Consider the following 13,967-nt stretch of genomic DNA (forward strand, 5'->3'; position numbering starts at 1 on the left):
CCATGGATCTGTTTCGAAGTGACCCGATTGCCCAGCCCCTGGCCGCACGCTTGCGTTCGACCAACCTGGATGAGTACGTCGGTCAGGAACACCTGCTCGCTCGCGGCAAGCCCTTGCGCGAAGCGCTGGAGCAGGGCGCGCTGCACTCGATGATTTTCTGGGGCCCGCCGGGCGTGGGCAAGACCACCCTGGCGCGGCTGCTGGCGAAAGTCTCGGATGCCCACTTTGAAACGGTCTCGGCGGTGCTTGCCGGGGTCAAGGAAATCCGCCAGGCGGTGGAAGTCGCCAAGCAGCAGGCCGGCCAGTACGGCAAGCGCACCATCCTGTTTGTCGACGAAGTGCATCGCTTCAACAAGTCGCAGCAGGATGCGTTCCTGCCGTATGTTGAAGACGGCACCTTGATCTTTATCGGCGCCACCACTGAAAACCCTTCGTTTGAACTCAACAACGCCTTGTTGTCGCGAGCGCGTGTCTACGTGCTCAAAAGCCTGGACGAGGCGGCGATGCAAAAGCTGCTGCAGCGGGCCTTGAATGAAGACAAGGGCCTGGGCAAGCGCCATCTGAGCGTCAGTGAAGAAGGCTTCAAGATCCTGCTCACCGCCGCAGATGGCGATGGCAGGCGTTTTCTCAACCTGCTGGAAAACGCCTCGGACCTGGCTGAAGACGGCGGCGAAATTGGCGTCGATCTGCTGCAAAGCCTGCTGGGTGATACGCGCCGGCGCTTCGACAAGGGCGGTGAAGCTTTCTACGACCAGATTTCCGCGCTGCACAAGTCCGTGCGCGGCTCCAACCCGGACGGTGCGCTGTACTGGTTCGCACGCATGATCGACGGCGGTTGCGATCCGTTGTACCTGGCCCGTCGCGTGGTGCGCATGGCCAGCGAAGACATCGGCAATGCCGACCCACGAGCCCTGAGCCTGTGCCTGGCGGCCTGGGAGGTGCAGGAGCGCCTCGGCAGCCCGGAAGGCGAGTTGGCGGTGGCCCAGGCCATCACCTACCTGGCCTGCGCACCGAAAAGCAACGCGGTGTACATGGGCTTCAAGTCGGCGCTGCGAGCGGCGGCTGAACATGGTTCGCTGGAAGTGCCGATGCACTTGCGCAACGCGCCGACCAAACTGATGAAGCAGCTGGGTTACGGTGACGAATATCGCTACGCTCATGACGAACCGGATGCCTATGCAGCCGGCGAAGACTACTTCCCCGATGCGCTGGAACCGTTGCCGCTCTACCAGCCAGTGCCCCGTGGGCTGGAGCTGAAGATCGGCGAAAAGCTCAACCATCTGGCCCAACTCGACCGTCTCAGCCCCCGTCAGCGGAGAAAGTAGTGCTCAAGACGATTCTTGCCGTGTCCGCAGCCGGCATCGCTGGTACATTATTGCGTTTCGCCACCAGCACCTGGGTCAGCGCCCAGTGGCCGAAGCATTTTTATGCGGCGACCCTGGCAGTCAACCTGGTGGGCTGTTTGATTATCGGGCTGTTGTACGGCTGGTTCCTGTTGCGCCCGGAAGTGCCGATTGAAATTCGCGCCGGCTTGATTGTCGGTTTTGTAGGCGGTCTGACGACCTTTTCATCCTTTTCACTGGATACGCTGCGCCTGCTGGAAAGCGGGCAGGCCCTGGTCGCCTTCGGGTACCTGGGCATCAGCGTATTCGGCGGGCTGCTCGCCACCTGGGCCGGCCTGTCCTTGACCAAACTTTGATAACGAGAGACCGATATGCTCGATTCCAAACTGTTACGTAGCAACCTTCAGGACGTAGCGGACCGCCTGGCATCCCGTGGCTTTGCCTTGGATGTTGCGCGCATCGAAGCGCTGGAAGAACAGCGCAAGACCGTCCAGACCCGCACCGAAGCACTGCAGGCTGAGCGTAATGCGCGTTCCAAATCCATTGGCCAGGCCAAACAGCGCGGCGAAGACATCGCACCGCTGATGGCGGATGTCGAGCGTATGGGCACTGAGCTGTCCAACGGCAAAACCGAGCTGGAAGGCATCCAGACCGAGCTGGACTCGATCCTGCTGGGCATTCCGAACCTGCCCCACGAATCCGTGCCGGTAGGCGAAGATGAAGACGGCAACGTTGAAGTACGCCGCTGGGGCACGCCCAAAGCCTTCGATTTCGAGATCAAGGATCATGTGGCCCTGGGCGAATTGACCGGTGGCCTGGACTTCGAGACCGCGGCAAAAATGTCCGGTGCCCGTTTCGCTTTGCTGCGTGGCCCGATCGCCCGTATGCACCGTGCGCTGGCGCAGTTCATGATCAACCTGCACACCGGTGAGCATGGCTACGAAGAAGCCTACACCCCGTACCTGGTCCAGGCGCCGGCGCTGATGGGTACCAGCCAGTTGCCGAAATTCGAGGAAGACCTGTTCAAGATCACTCGCGACGGCGAAGCCGATCTGTACCTGATCCCGACCGCCGAGGTGTCGCTGACCAATATCGTCGCCGGCGAAATCCTCGATGCCAAGCAACTGCCATTGAAGCTGGTTGCCCACAGCCCGTGCTTTCGCAGTGAAGCCGGCGCATCGGGTCGCGATACGCGCGGCATGATCCGCCAACACCAGTTCGACAAGGTCGAGATGGTGCAGGTGGTCGAGCCGTCGACTTCCATGGAAGCCCTGGAAGGCCTGACCGCCAATGCCGAACGCGTTCTGCAACTGTTGGAGCTGCCGTACCGCGTACTGGCGCTGTGCACCGGCGACATGGGCTTCAGCGCTGTGAAGACCTACGATTTGGAAGTGTGGGTACCGAGCCAGGACAAGTACCGCGAAATTTCGTCGTGCTCCAACTGCGGTGATTTCCAGGCCCGTCGTATGCAGGCGCGTTTCCGCAACCCGGAAACCGGCAAGCCGGAGTTGGTGCACACCCTTAACGGTTCGGGCCTGGCCGTAGGCCGTACCTTGGTGGCCGTGCTGGAAAACTACCAGCAGGCTGACGGTTCGATCCGTGTACCTGAGGTGCTCAAGCCGTACATGGGCGGCGTTGAGGTCATCGCCTAAATGGAATTTCTGCCGCTGTTTCATAACCTGCGCGGCAGTCGAGTGTTGGTCGTCGGTGGCGGGGAGATTGCCTTGCGCAAATCCCGGCTGCTGGCCGACGCCGGTGCGTTGCTGCGGGTGGTTGCTCCCCAGATCGAAGACCAGTTGCGTGAACTGGTACTGGGCAGTGGCGGGGAACTGATTTTGCGCGGTTATCAGGAGGCTGACCTGGAGGGTTGCACCCTGATCATCGCGGCAACGGACGACGAGCCGCTGAACGCGCAAGTGTCCAGTGAGGCCAAGCGCCGTTGCGTGCCGGTCAATGTTGTAGATGCGCCGGCCTTGTGCAGCGTGATCTTCCCGGCGATTGTCGACCGTTCGCCGTTGGTAATTGCGGTGTCCAGCGGCGGCGACGCGCCGGTGCTGGCGCGCTTGATCCGCGCCAAGCTGGAAACCTGGATTCCGTCCACCTACGGCCAATTGGCCGGTTTGGCCGCGCGTTTTCGCGCCCAGGTCAAAGGTTTGTACCCGGATGTGCAGCAGCGCCGTGCGTTCTGGGAAGAGGTGTTCCAGGGGCCGATTGCCGACCGTCAACTGGCCGGGCAGGGCGATGAAGCTGAGCGCCTGTTGATCGAAAAGGTCAATGGCGCGCCACCTTATGCACCCGGCGAGGTGTACCTGGTGGGTGCAGGCCCGGGTGACCCGGACTTGCTCACCTTTCGTGCCTTGCGCCTGATGCAGCAGGCCGACGTGGTGCTGTACGACCGTCTGGTGGCGCCGGCGATCCTGGAACTGTGCCGTCGTGATGCCGAGCGAGTTTACGTCGGCAAGCGGCGTGCTGACCACGCTGTGCCTCAGGATAAGATCAACCAGCAACTGGTCGACCTGGCCAAGCAAGGCAAGCGCGTGCTGCGCCTCAAGGGCGGTGATCCGTTCATTTTTGGGCGCGGTGGCGAAGAAATCGAGGAATTGGCGGCCCATGGCATCCCGTTCCAGGTGGTGCCAGGGATCACGGCGGCCAGTGGTTGTGCCGCGTATGCCGGGATTCCGCTGACGCACCGTGACTATGCGCAATCGGTGCGCTTCATCACCGGGCACCTGAAGAACAATACGTCGGATCTGCCCTGGCAGGACTTGGTCGGGCCGTCGCAGACCCTGGTGTTCTACATGGGCTTGATTGGCTTGCCGATCATTTGCGAGCAGTTGATCAAGCACGGGCGCTCGGCGGACACACCGGCGGCTTTGATCCAGCAGGGCACCACTTCCAACCAGCGTGTGTTTACCGGCACCCTGGCGGACTTGCCGCGCATGGTGGCGGAGCATGAAGTACATGCGCCGACGCTGGTGATCGTGGGTGAGGTGGTGGTGTTGCGCGAGAAGCTCAAATGGTTCGAAGGGGCTCAGTCTCAGGTCTGAGCCTTAAAAGCATCGGGAGCAAGCCCCCTCCCACATTTTGGTTTGTGAACACAGTCAAAATGTGGGAGGGGGCTTGCTCCCGATGAGGCCATCAAATACAACCGATAATCCAGATCAGCTAAAGACACCTTTACCTGAAAGTCGCGCCCGATCATGGCTGTTGTCAAACTCTTGCAACGGCCCCTTCGGCACAATCCCCGTCGGGTTGATCGTGCGATGGCTGGCATAGTAATGCCCCTTGATATGGGCAAAGTCCACCGTCTCGGCCACGTCCGGCCACTGATACATCTCCCTTAGCCAATTCGACAAATTCGCATAATCGGCAATCCGCCGCAGGTTGCACTTGAAGTGGCTGTAATACACCGCGTCAAAGCGAATCAACGTGGTAAACAGCCGCACATCCGCCTCTGTCAGGTACTCACCGGCCAGATAACGATGCTGGCCCAGGTGTTGTTCCAAATGATCCAGCTCGGCAAACACATCATCAAACGCACGTTCATACGCCTGTTGTGACGTGGCAAAACCTGCGCGGTATACGCCGTTGTTCACGGCCGGATAGATACGTTCGTTCAGGGCGTCGATGGTCGGACGCAGCGTGTCGGGATAAAAATCCAGGGTATTGCCGGTCAGCCCGTTGAACGCGTTATTAAACATGCGGATGATTTCCGCCGATTCATTGCTGACGATGCGCTTGAGTTTTTTGTCCCACAGCACCGGCACGGTGACGCGCCCGGTGTAGTCGGTCGTATCGGCGGTGTAGCGCTGGTGCATGAAGGCCAGATCGTCCAGTTTGTCACCGCTGGAGCCGTGGGCCTTGTCGAAGGTCCATCCGTTTTCCAGCATCAACCAGCTGACCACTGACACGTCGATCAGGCTTTCCAGGCCTTTGAGCTTGCGCAGGATCAAGGTGCGGTGCGCCCAGGGGCAGGCCAGGGATACATAGAGGTGATAGCGGCCAGCCTCAGCCTTGAAGCCACCTTCGCCACTCGGGCCGGGCGCGCCATCGGCGGTCACCCAGTTGCGGCGTTGTGCCTGTTCCCGTTGGAAAGCGCCATCTGCGCTACTTTCATACCACTGGTCTTTCCACTGTCCTTCAATCAGCAAACCCATGACTGGCTCCTTGGCTGTTAAACGTTGGAGTCCAGTCTAAAGGGATGAGTTCGAACTAAAAGCGCAAAGACCGGGGGTGAATGATCGACTAAATCGATTTATCCCGTGCATCCCAGTATTGCTGGGCCAGTTCGAAGGCCTGTTGCCGCGGGTGGCCGAGACCGCGCAACGCCAGGGCCATGGTGGCGATCAGCGCCAGTTGCGGGTAGCTGTCCTCGACTTCGCCACGCCACAACGCTTTCAACTGTTCAGGCTCAAGCGTCGCCGGTTTGACGTGACGCTGGGCGGAGAGCGCGGGCCACTCTTCGTCCCAACTCTGGCCGCCGGTGGTGCCATACAGGTGACTGAGGGTGTCGGGGTTGATTTCGATCTCGCCGCCGTCGCCCTTGACCACGATCACATTGTCCCCGAGCAGGCCGCTGGCATCGCGGTGTACGCCCTGGTAGCCCGGGTGGAAGATGCTTTGCAGGCCGCAGCGCGCATTCAGCGGGTTAAGCAGCCGCGCCAGGGAATGAATGGGCGAGCGCAGGCCGAGGGTGTTGCGCAGGTCGATCATGCGTTGCAATTGCGGCGCCCAGTCGCCCAGCGGGATAAAGGCCAGGTTGCCCTGCTCGAAGGCGCTTCCCACCTGCTGCCAATTGCGGCACAGCGGGATCTGCAGCGTCTGCAGCAGTTGCTCGGTGTACAGCCGGCCCGCCGTGTGGGCACCGCCGCCGTGCATCAGAATGCGCACACCGTTTTGCGCCAGGCACTTGGCCGCCAGCAGAAACCACGGCAGATGGCGCTTTTTGCCGGCGTAAGTCGGCCAGTCGATATCCACGTTCAACGCCGGTGCATCCAGGCGTTCACGTACCGCTTCGGTGAAACCGGCGAGTTCTTCCGGGCTCTCTTCTTTGTGACGCAGCAGCATCAAAAAGGCGCCGAGCTGGGTGTCTTCGACCTTTTCGTCGAGCAACATGCCCATGGCTTGCCGCGCTTCTTCGCGGGTGAGGTTGCGTGCGCCGCGCTTGCCTTTGCCGAGGATGCGTACGAACTGGGCAAAAGGGTGCTCTTCGGGCGTGTTGAGGGTCAAGGGGGCGAAGTCGGTCATAAGCAATTCGTCGGCCTGGGCAGGCCCGCCAGCTTGGCGGCGAGTTTGGCGGGAGTGCCGTTGAACAGTTTGTTTAGATGCAGGCTGTTGCCCTTTTCCGGGCCCAGTTTCAAGGCGGTGTACTTGATCAGCGGGCGTGTGGCAGGGGACAGCTGGAATTCGGTATAGAACTGGCGCAGCAGCTTGAGGATTTCCCAGTGATCCGCGGTCAGCTCCAGGGCTTCGGCAGCGGCCAGGGCGTGCGCCACCTCATCGGACCAGTCATTGAGGTCGACGAGGTAACCGTCCTTGTCCAGTTCGAGGCTGCGTGTGCCGACGGTCAGGGTGTTCATAGCCAGGTGTTGACCTTGTCGTAGTCGATCGACAGTTGCACGAAACCTGGATAATCCACGCTGTCAGCCCAGTCGGGAAGCGGCAGGTTGCGCGCCTGCATGTCTTCGGCCAGTACAAAGACCTTCACGCCTTTGCTTTGCAGGGCGGGCGTGTGTAGCGCGTAGGCACCGTCGCCACACAGCAGGATTGCGTCCTGAGCGCCGCAGATGCGCAGGCAGCTGTCGAGGCGGCTGTCGGTAAAGGGAGAGTGAGACACCACATGTAGAGTCGACATCAGAGGGTAATCACCTGGTCGTAACGATCAATCAGCTCGCAAATGGCTTGGCTGTGCAGCGTCTGCGCATTGGCGGGCGGCAGCAACCCGCGTGCGGACAGGCTGTGGCCGCAGGCGAACACGTCATCAATGCCGAACAGGCCCAATGCCTGCAGGTTGGCGCTCAGGTCTTTTTGTTGCACGGCCTTGGCGGCCTGATGCGGCGCCAGCTGGAACACACCGTCATCCAGAAACAGCAGACCAATGGGCAGATCAAACGCGCCACCAGCCAGCACGATATCCAGTGCTTCCCGCGCACTTGGCCCGGACCACGGCGCCTGTCGGCTGATCACCAATAAGGATTTGGACATCTCACGGCCCTCCAAAACAGATCAGGCGGTCGGCATCCTGGATCGCGTCATGCAATTGCCCAAGGCCCGATAACGCCCATGGCGCCTGCAGATTGACCGCGCTGCGTTGATAGCGTGCGGCCTCCTCGGCGTTCAGCACACCACGGCGCAAGGCGGCGGCGATGCACACCACGCCGTCGAGCTGGTGCTGGCTGACAAACTCGCGCCATTGGCGCGCAATGTCTGGCTCGTCCTGGGGCGCTACGATGTTATTGGACGCGCTGTACACGCCATCCTGATAAAAAAACAGCCGCACAATCTCATGCCCGCCCGCTAGCGCTGCCTGTGCGAACAGCAGGGCGCGGCGCGAGGAGGGCGCGTGGGCGGCGCTATACAGTGCAATCGCGAACTTCATGGGAGACTCTGCCAACAAACGTCGGCCAATGATAAAGCCGCCGCGGCGAAAAAGCCCGCCGTGATCAAAACGGTCACTGTCGCTGATCGTTCTGACGATTGCCGGCAGGCACAAGGCTGCCTAGTCTGTGGGGATTCGCAACCCGGATGGAGTCCGTATGTCAGGTCCCTTGGCGTCCCTTAAAGTGCTGGATTTTTCCACCTTGCTGCCCGGCCCGTTTGCCTCGTTGATGCTGGCGGACATGGGCGCCCAGGTGCTGCGTATCGAATCGCCCACGCGCATGGACCTGTTGCGGGTGTTGCCGCCCCATGACCGCGGTACCTCGGCGAGCCACGCGTATTTGAACCGCAACAAGCGCAGCCTGGCCCTGGACCTCAAGCAGGCCGAGGCGGTGGAGATCGTGCGTGAGCTGGTCAAGGGCCATGACATCCTGCTCGAACAGTTTCGCCCTGGGGTCATGGAGCGCCTGGGGCTGGGTTATGAGACGCTGAAGGCGATCAATCCCGGGTTGATTTATGTGTCGATTACCGGCTACGGCCAGACCGGCCCTTACAAGGACCGCGCCGGGCACGATATCAATTACCTGGCGTTGGCCGGTGTGGCCAGTCACACCGGGCGGCGGGACAGCGGGCCGTTGCCGCTGGGCGTGCAACTGGCGGACGTGGCAGGTGGTTCGTTGCATGCGGTGGTGGGCTTGCTGGCGGCGGTGATTGCCAGGCAGCAGAGCGGAGTGGGGCAATACCTGGATGTGAGCATGACCGATTGTTCGTTCAGCCTGAACGCCATGGTCGGGGCTGGCTATCTAGCCTGCGGGGTGGAGCCGGAGTGGGAGAACCATGTACTCAATGGTGGCAGTTTTTACGATTACTATCGCACTCGCGATGGGCGCTGGATGTCGGTGGGCAGCTTGGAGCCGGCCTTTATGCAGCAATTGTGCGAGGCGCTCGGAAGGCCGGAGCTGGCGGCCCACAGCGTGAAGCCTGAACAGCAGGGGGCCTTGAAGCAGGCATTGCAGGTGGAATTCGAGAAGCGCAGTTTTGAGGAACTGTGCGAGTTGTTCGCCGGGGTGGATGCGTGTGTTGAGCCGGTGTTGAGCCTGGCGGAGGCTGTTGAGCATCCGCAGTTGAAGGCGCGGGAGCTGGTCAGCCATGTGCCCCGGGGGGATGGCTCGACACAAGCGCAATTGGCCTGCCCGCTGAAGTTCTCAGAAGGGTTGCCGGCGCCCAGGCATATTGGGGTGGCGGTGGGGGCGCATAGTGATGAGGTGTTGGTGGAGTTGGGGATCAGTGCTCAGCGGATAGATGAATTGCGTCAGGCCAAGGTTGTAGGTTGACTGAGCCGACGCTTTCGCAGGCAAGCCAGCTCCCACATTTTGATTGCGTTCACAGATCCAGATGTGGGAGCTGGCTTGCCTGCGAAGAGGCCCTCATTCCACCCGAGTTTCCCCGGTGAACACCAGAGTCTGCCGACACCGCCGACACAAATACCGCCGCCCCTGGTTCACCAGGCCATGGCGCTGCGGCGAGAACGGGAAGTCACTGTCCGCGCACGGGCAGCGGTAGATATAACGGGTCACCTGGCGGCGCTTGACCTCATAGGTATGGCAGCGGTCCGGCGGTAGTTCGTAAACCCCGCGCATGATCAACTGCCATTCCTCGCCATGGGGCTGTATACGCTCGCCAAACAACTGGTGGGCAATCAGGTGCGCCACTTCGTGGGCCACGGTTTGCTTGAGAAAATGCTGGCTGTTTTCACGGTACAACTGAGGGTTGAAGCGCAGCAGGTTCTCGTGCAAATGCGCGACACCGGCTTTCTGGCCCCGCAGCTTGAGGCTGACCTGGGGGCGTTTGAAGCTTCGTTTGAAAAAGGATTCGGCTTGCAGGAAACAATCTTCGACGCGGGTATTGAGTTGCTCGGGCATGCTGTACAAATCTCCAGAGACGCCCAGTATGCCGCAAAGCAGGGTGTTTCCGAATCTGTCAGGCGCCGAATGGTCATGCATAACGCACAAAGCCACCTTGCGGTGGCCTTGCCTGCGGGTTGAGTTGCCTAGTTGGTGTAGATGGGCCCTACGCCCAGGCCCCAAACAATCACGGTAAACGCCATGATCGCCACCAGTACCACCAGGCCCACGGCCAATACCGAACTGGAAAACAGGAAGCCTTCGTCCGGGTCGATACTCATGAAGGTCGGCAGCCCCACATACAGCAGGTACACCGTGTAGCAAATGGCCGCCGTGCCGACCACCATGCCCAGCCACATATGCGGGTAGAGTGCCGCCAGCCCGCCGACAAACAGTGGCGTTGCGGTATAGGTGGCGAAGGCCACGCAGCGTGCCATGCTGGGGCTGGCGTCGTAGGTGCGGGCCATCCAGTGAATGAACGCGCCCATCACCGCCACGCCGCCAAGCATGGCCGCGTACGACATGAGCGTCATCCACAGTGCGCTTTCCTGGGTCAACATCACCGGCGCCCGGTTGCCGATGACCCAGCCAACCTGGGTGGTGCCGATAAAGGCGGACACGGCGGGGATCGCCGCGAGAATCAGGGTGTGAGTAAGGTACATGTGGCCGATACTTTCTTCTTTATCGCCACGGATTTCCCGCCATTCCTGGTCGGGATGGGTAAAAAGCCCCACGACGTGATGGATCATGCCAGTCACTCCTGTCGTTATTACCATCGCCCCCCATCGGAGCGCCCACCGGCCAGATGGCCTGAAAGGTTTGGATATGTGTGCGACCTCAAGTCGCAGTATAGGAAGTGATGACCGGAATAACTGTAGGGCCTTTAGAGCAAATTGCGCTGTAAACAGGGCGCTTAATCGCGGTGGGGTCTGTCAAATGTGGGAGGGGGCTTGCTCCCGATAGCGGTGTGCAGGCACTACAAGCGCTGTCTGATGCACTGCTATCGGGAGCAAGCCCCCTCTCACATTGAATGTAGGTACTCGACATCGCTAAAATACCCGGCTTTTCGTCACACACCTTCAGCGGATCCAAGCGCCATGGGCACTCTTACGGTCAACCAGAACAAACTGCAAAAACGCCTGCGTCGCCTGGCCGGTGAAGCGGTCGCCGATTTCAACATGATCGAGGACGGCGACAAGGTCATGGTCTGCCTCTCTGGTGGCAAAGACAGCTACACCATGCTCGACGTATTGCTGCACCTGCAAAAGGTCGCGCCGATCAAGTTCGAGATCGTGGCGGTGAACATGGACCAGAAGCAACCCGGCTTCCCCGAGCACGTATTGCCGGCCTACCTCAAGGAATTGGGCGTTGAATACCACATCGTCGAGAAAGACACCTACTCGGTGGTCAAGGAGCTGATCCCGGAAGGCAAGACCACCTGCTCGCTGTGCTCGCGCCTGCGCCGTGGCACGCTCTACACCTTTGCCGACGAGATCGGCGCGACCAAGATGGCCCTGGGTCATCACCGCGATGACATCGTCGAGACCTTCTTCCTGAATATGTTCTTCAACGGTTCGCTCAAGGCCATGCCACCTAAGCTGCGCGCCGATGATGGACGCAACGTGGTGATCCGCCCGCTGGCGTATTGCAATGAGAAGGACATCCAAGCGTACTCCGACTTCAAGCAATTCCCGATCATCCCCTGCAACCTGTGCGGCTCCCAGGAAAACCTGCAGCGCCAGGTGGTCAAGGAAATGCTGCTGGACTGGGAGCGCAAGACCCCCGGGCGTACCGAGAGCATCTTCCGCAGCCTGCAAAATGTGATCCCGTCTCAACTGGCTGATCGCAACCTGTTCGATTTCACCAGCTTGAAAATCGATGAGACGGCTGCTTCGCGTTTCGTCAATGTAGTGAACCTCTAAGCCTCGTCGAGGCTCTAGTAAACGGCGCTTGCGGGCGCCGTTTTCAATTCAACTGCCAGGAGAGGGCGTGCGCGATTACAAGTGGCTGCACGAATATTGTCTGAACCGCTTCGGTTCGGCGGCCGAGCTGGAAGCCCACCTGCCTGTGCCCAAGACCCCGGCGCAATTGCGCAAGATCACCGATGACCGTTACCTGTCGACCCTGGCGCTGCGGGTCTTCCGTGCGGGCTTGAAGCACAGTGTGGTCGACGCGAAATGGCCGGCGTTTGAACAGGTGTTTTTCGGCTTCGATCCGGAAAAAGTCGTGCTGATGGGCGCCGAGCACTTGGAACGCCTGATGCAGGACACCCGCATCATCCGCCACCTGGGCAAGCTCAAGAGTGTGCCGCGCAATGCGCAGATGATCCTGGATATCGAGCAGGAAAAGGGCAGCTTCGGTGCGTTTGTCGCCGATTGGCCGGTCACCGATATCGTCGGGCTATGGAAATACCTGAGCAAGCATGGCCACCAACTGGGCGGGCTGTCGGCACCGCGTTTCCTGCGCATGGTGGGCAAGGATACGTTTGTGCCGAGCTATGACGTGGTGGCGGCGTTGAATGCGCAGAAGATCGTCGACAAGGCGCCGACCAGCCTGCGGGATTTGGCCACAGTACAGGGCGCCTTCAACCAGTGGCATGCCGAGAGTGGGCGGCCGATGTGCCAGTTGTCGATGATGTTGGCGTACACCGTCAACCATTGAGACCCAGGTGATGCCTTCGCGAGCAAGCCCACATTTTGACCACGCCGCCTATCAACATGTGGGAGCTGGCTTGCCTGCGATAGCGGACTTCAGGCCGATACAGGTTCTGCAGCCAACCGCCGATTCAACTGATGCCGCCAACGCACATACAACAGCGCCGTGCAAAACACCGCCAGGCTCGCCAGCATCTCCAACACCCCGAACCACTGGCGGTTCGGGTCGTACGCCGCCAGCGCGCCCTTGATGAAATACAGATTCACCACAAAGCACATCCACGAATGCCCGCGCGCACTGCCGATCATCATCCCTGGCGCCAGTACCAGCAGCGGCACCAGTTCGATCAGCAGGATCACCCATGGGCGCGCCCCATGCAGGTCGGCGATGAACAGGTAGTACACGCACAACAAGCCCACCAGGGCAAAAAACGCCAGCAGGCTCAGTGCGCGTGCAATGTTTACCCGCGGTTCCAGCCACGCCTGGGGCGGCAGGATTTTAGGTTTGCGGGCCACGGCCGTGCTCCAGCAGCGTGGCGGTCTTGGCCAGGCGCAGGCCCAGGGCCCGGCACAGGGTGATTTCATGTTGATCGAGCATCCGCTTGCCGTCAGGCCCGGAATGGTGGCTGGCGCCGTATGGCGTGCCGCCGCCCTGGGTATCAAGCAGTGCCTGTTCGCTGTAAGGCAGGCCGGTGATCAACATGCCGTGGTGCAGCAGCGGCAGCAACATCGACATCAGCGTGGTTTCCTGGCCGCCATGCAGGCTGGCGGTAGAGGTGAACACGCCGGCGGGCTTGCCGACCAGGGCACCGGTGAGCCACAGGTTGCTGGTGCCGTCGAGGAAGTACTTGAGCGGTGCAGCCATGTTGCCAAAGCGTGTCGGGCTGCCCAGGGCCAGGCCTGAACAGTGCTTCAGATCATCCAGGCTGGCATACAGCGCGCCTTCCTCGGGAATGCTCGGCGCCACCGCTTCGCACTCGGTGGAAATCGCCGGCACGGTGCGCAGACGTGCTTCCATGCCGCCTTGCTCGATCCCCCGGGCAATCTGCCGGGCCATTTCGCTTACCGAGCCGTTGCGGCTGTAATACAGCACCAGCACATAGGGCGTGGTCACGGCAGAATCTCCAATACGTTCTCGGGTGGGCGGCCAATGATGGCTTTGTCGGCAGTTGCCAGGATCGGGCGTTCCATCAGCTTGGGGTGCCCGGCGATAGCGGCGATCAATTGCGCTTCGCTCAAGTTGGCATCGGCCAGGTTGAGGGTTTTGTATTCCTCTTCGCCGGTGCGCAGCAGTTGGCGCGCGCTGAACCCCAGCTTTTTGAGCAAGGCCTGGATTTGCGCGGCGTCCAGCGGGGTTTCCAGGTAGCGCACCACGGTCGGGTTGAGGCCGCGAGCTTCAAGCAGTTCGAGCGCACCGCGGGATTTCGAGCAGCGCGGGTTGTGATAAAGCGTCAGATCGGTCATGTGCG

At 60.8% G+C, this 13,967-nt stretch carries 18 protein-coding genes; 7 read left to right on the forward strand and 11 right to left on the reverse strand.

What is annotated here, in order from left to right; genetic code table 11:
- Positions 1 to 2 precede the first annotated feature (2 nt).
- Genes E4O97_RS24410 through cysG form a run of 4 tightly spaced genes read left to right on the forward strand, consistent with a single transcriptional unit; the run spans position 3 to position 4,390 of the window.
- Positions 3 to 1,325, forward strand: a complete 1,323-nt coding sequence (locus tag E4O97_RS24410) for a replication-associated recombination protein A (protein ID WP_032880626.1) — start codon at positions 3 to 5, stop codon at positions 1,323 to 1,325.
- Positions 1,325 to 1,699: a fluoride efflux transporter CrcB gene (gene crcB, locus E4O97_RS24415; RefSeq protein WP_005789082.1), complete on the forward strand. Its 375-nt coding sequence runs from the start codon at positions 1,325 to 1,327 to the stop codon at positions 1,697 to 1,699. Before E4O97_RS24410 ends, crcB begins: the two co-directional genes overlap by 1 nt.
- Positions 1,700 to 1,714: 15 nt before the next feature.
- Positions 1,715 to 2,995: a serine--tRNA ligase gene (serS, locus tag E4O97_RS24420; RefSeq protein WP_005789081.1), complete on the forward strand. Its 1,281-nt coding sequence runs from the start codon at positions 1,715 to 1,717 to the stop codon at positions 2,993 to 2,995.
- Positions 2,996 to 4,390: a siroheme synthase CysG gene (cysG, locus tag E4O97_RS24425; protein ID WP_032880627.1), complete on the forward strand. Its 1,395-nt coding sequence runs from the start codon at positions 2,996 to 2,998 to the stop codon at positions 4,388 to 4,390.
- Positions 4,391 to 4,504: 114 nt separating this feature from the next.
- Here cysG and E4O97_RS24430 read toward each other — a convergent pair whose 3' ends face one another.
- From E4O97_RS24430 to tusD, 6 genes are all read right to left on the reverse strand, one after another.
- Positions 4,505 to 5,500, reverse strand: coding sequence for a glutathione S-transferase family protein (locus E4O97_RS24430; RefSeq protein WP_078821661.1), 996 nt, complete (start codon positions 5,498 to 5,500; stop codon positions 4,505 to 4,507).
- Positions 5,501 to 5,588: 88 nt separating this feature from the next.
- Positions 5,589 to 6,590, reverse strand: a complete 1,002-nt coding sequence (locus tag E4O97_RS24435) for a glycosyl transferase family protein (protein WP_078821660.1) — start codon at positions 6,588 to 6,590, stop codon at positions 5,589 to 5,591.
- Complete coding sequence (locus E4O97_RS24440) at positions 6,587 to 6,922, reverse strand: TusE/DsrC/DsvC family sulfur relay protein (protein ID WP_032880630.1); 336 nt, start codon at positions 6,920 to 6,922, stop codon at positions 6,587 to 6,589. Before E4O97_RS24440 ends, E4O97_RS24435 begins: the two co-directional genes overlap by 4 nt.
- The gene (tusB, locus tag E4O97_RS24445; protein ID WP_005789074.1) at positions 6,919 to 7,197 is read right to left on the reverse strand and encodes a sulfurtransferase complex subunit TusB; all 279 of its coding nucleotides are present in this window, start codon (positions 7,195 to 7,197) and stop codon (positions 6,919 to 6,921) included. The genes E4O97_RS24440 and tusB overlap by 4 nt, the downstream gene beginning before the upstream one ends.
- A complete protein-coding gene (gene tusC, locus E4O97_RS24450) occupies positions 7,197 to 7,547 on the reverse strand; it encodes a sulfurtransferase complex subunit TusC (protein WP_032880631.1) in 351 nt (116 codons plus the stop codon). Before tusC ends, tusB begins: the two co-directional genes overlap by 1 nt.
- A 1-nt stretch (position 7,548) precedes the next feature.
- On the reverse strand, positions 7,549 to 7,941 hold the full coding sequence (gene tusD / locus E4O97_RS24455) for a sulfurtransferase complex subunit TusD (protein ID WP_005789072.1): 393 nt from the start codon (positions 7,939 to 7,941) through the stop codon (positions 7,549 to 7,551).
- 157 nt (positions 7,942 to 8,098) lie between these two features.
- Between tusD and E4O97_RS24460 the strand changes: the two genes are divergently transcribed.
- Positions 8,099 to 9,274 (forward strand): CaiB/BaiF CoA-transferase family protein, encoded by a 1,176-nt coding sequence (locus E4O97_RS24460; RefSeq protein ID WP_248162474.1) that lies wholly within the window; start codon positions 8,099 to 8,101, stop codon positions 9,272 to 9,274.
- Positions 9,275 to 9,367: 93 nt separating this feature from the next.
- Here the strand turns inward: E4O97_RS24460 and E4O97_RS24465 are convergent, their stop codons facing one another.
- Together E4O97_RS24465 and E4O97_RS24470 are read right to left on the reverse strand one after the other, a co-directional pair.
- Positions 9,368 to 9,862 carry a SprT family zinc-dependent metalloprotease gene (locus tag E4O97_RS24465; protein WP_003192067.1) on the reverse strand — a complete coding sequence of 165 codons (495 nt, stop codon included), beginning with the start codon at positions 9,860 to 9,862 and terminating at the stop codon, positions 9,368 to 9,370.
- Between the two features lie 128 nt (positions 9,863 to 9,990).
- Positions 9,991 to 10,593 carry a Yip1 family protein gene (locus E4O97_RS24470; RefSeq protein WP_005789070.1) on the reverse strand — a complete coding sequence of 201 codons (603 nt, stop codon included), beginning with the start codon at positions 10,591 to 10,593 and terminating at the stop codon, positions 9,991 to 9,993.
- Between the two features lie 348 nt (positions 10,594 to 10,941).
- On the opposite strand from E4O97_RS24470, the gene ttcA reads away from it, so the two are divergent.
- Both ttcA and E4O97_RS24480 read left to right on the forward strand, forming a co-directional pair.
- Positions 10,942 to 11,766: a tRNA 2-thiocytidine(32) synthetase TtcA gene (ttcA, locus tag E4O97_RS24475; protein WP_044274647.1), complete on the forward strand. Its 825-nt coding sequence runs from the start codon at positions 10,942 to 10,944 to the stop codon at positions 11,764 to 11,766.
- A 67-nt stretch (positions 11,767 to 11,833) separates the two neighbouring features.
- Positions 11,834 to 12,505 (forward strand): DNA-3-methyladenine glycosylase I, encoded by a 672-nt coding sequence (locus E4O97_RS24480; protein WP_034120216.1) that lies wholly within the window; start codon positions 11,834 to 11,836, stop codon positions 12,503 to 12,505.
- An 89-nt stretch (positions 12,506 to 12,594) separates the two neighbouring features.
- Here the strand turns inward: E4O97_RS24480 and E4O97_RS24485 are convergent, their stop codons facing one another.
- The 3 genes from E4O97_RS24485 to arsC are packed head-to-tail and all read right to left on the reverse strand — an operon-like array spanning position 12,595 to position 13,962.
- Positions 12,595 to 13,014: a DUF2069 domain-containing protein gene (locus E4O97_RS24485; protein WP_078821656.1), complete on the reverse strand. Its 420-nt coding sequence runs from the start codon at positions 13,012 to 13,014 to the stop codon at positions 12,595 to 12,597.
- Positions 12,998 to 13,612 (reverse strand): NAD(P)H:quinone oxidoreductase, encoded by a 615-nt coding sequence (wrbA, locus tag E4O97_RS24490; protein ID WP_216091701.1) that lies wholly within the window; start codon positions 13,610 to 13,612, stop codon positions 12,998 to 13,000. The genes E4O97_RS24485 and wrbA overlap by 17 nt, the downstream gene beginning before the upstream one ends.
- On the reverse strand, positions 13,609 to 13,962 hold the full coding sequence (gene arsC / locus E4O97_RS24495; protein ID WP_216091700.1) for an arsenate reductase (glutaredoxin): 354 nt from the start codon (positions 13,960 to 13,962) through the stop codon (positions 13,609 to 13,611). Before arsC ends, wrbA begins: the two co-directional genes overlap by 4 nt.
- Positions 13,963 to 13,967 lie beyond the last annotated feature (5 nt).

It is taken from the genome of Pseudomonas sp. W15Feb34, assembly GCF_023127765.1.
GTDB lineage: Bacteria > Pseudomonadota > Gammaproteobacteria > Pseudomonadales > Pseudomonadaceae > Aquipseudomonas > Aquipseudomonas synxantha_A.

Excerpts from the sequence above, each read along its gene's own strand:
- ttcA (WP_044274647.1), top strand. The coding sequence starts at position 10,942 with ATGGGCACTCTTACGGTCAACCAGAACAAACTGCAAAAACGCCTGCGT.
- E4O97_RS24435 (WP_078821660.1), bottom strand. The coding sequence starts at position 6,590 with ATGACCGACTTCGCCCCCTTGACCCTCAACACGCCCGAAGAGCACCCT.
- tusC (WP_032880631.1), bottom strand. The coding sequence starts at position 7,547 with ATGTCCAAATCCTTATTGGTGATCAGCCGACAGGCGCCGTGGTCCGGG.
- E4O97_RS24465 (WP_003192067.1), bottom strand. The coding sequence starts at position 9,862 with ATGCCCGAGCAACTCAATACCCGCGTCGAAGATTGTTTCCTGCAAGCC.
- tusB (WP_005789074.1), bottom strand. The coding sequence starts at position 7,197 with ATGTCGACTCTACATGTGGTGTCTCACTCTCCCTTTACCGACAGCCGC.
- tusD (WP_005789072.1), bottom strand. The coding sequence starts at position 7,941 with ATGAAGTTCGCGATTGCACTGTATAGCGCCGCCCACGCGCCCTCCTCG.
- E4O97_RS24430 (WP_078821661.1), bottom strand. The coding sequence starts at position 5,500 with ATGGGTTTGCTGATTGAAGGACAGTGGAAAGACCAGTGGTATGAAAGT.
- serS (WP_005789081.1), top strand. The coding sequence starts at position 1,715 with ATGCTCGATTCCAAACTGTTACGTAGCAACCTTCAGGACGTAGCGGAC.
- E4O97_RS24410 (WP_032880626.1), top strand. The coding sequence starts at position 3 with ATGGATCTGTTTCGAAGTGACCCGATTGCCCAGCCCCTGGCCGCACGC.
- cysG (WP_032880627.1), top strand. The coding sequence starts at position 2,996 with ATGGAATTTCTGCCGCTGTTTCATAACCTGCGCGGCAGTCGAGTGTTG.
- arsC (WP_216091700.1), bottom strand. The coding sequence starts at position 13,962 with ATGACCGATCTGACGCTTTATCACAACCCGCGCTGCTCGAAATCCCGC.
- E4O97_RS24440 (WP_032880630.1), bottom strand. The coding sequence starts at position 6,922 with ATGAACACCCTGACCGTCGGCACACGCAGCCTCGAACTGGACAAGGAC.
- E4O97_RS24470 (WP_005789070.1), bottom strand. The coding sequence starts at position 10,593 with ATGATCCATCACGTCGTGGGGCTTTTTACCCATCCCGACCAGGAATGG.
- E4O97_RS24460 (WP_248162474.1), top strand. The coding sequence starts at position 8,099 with ATGTCAGGTCCCTTGGCGTCCCTTAAAGTGCTGGATTTTTCCACCTTG.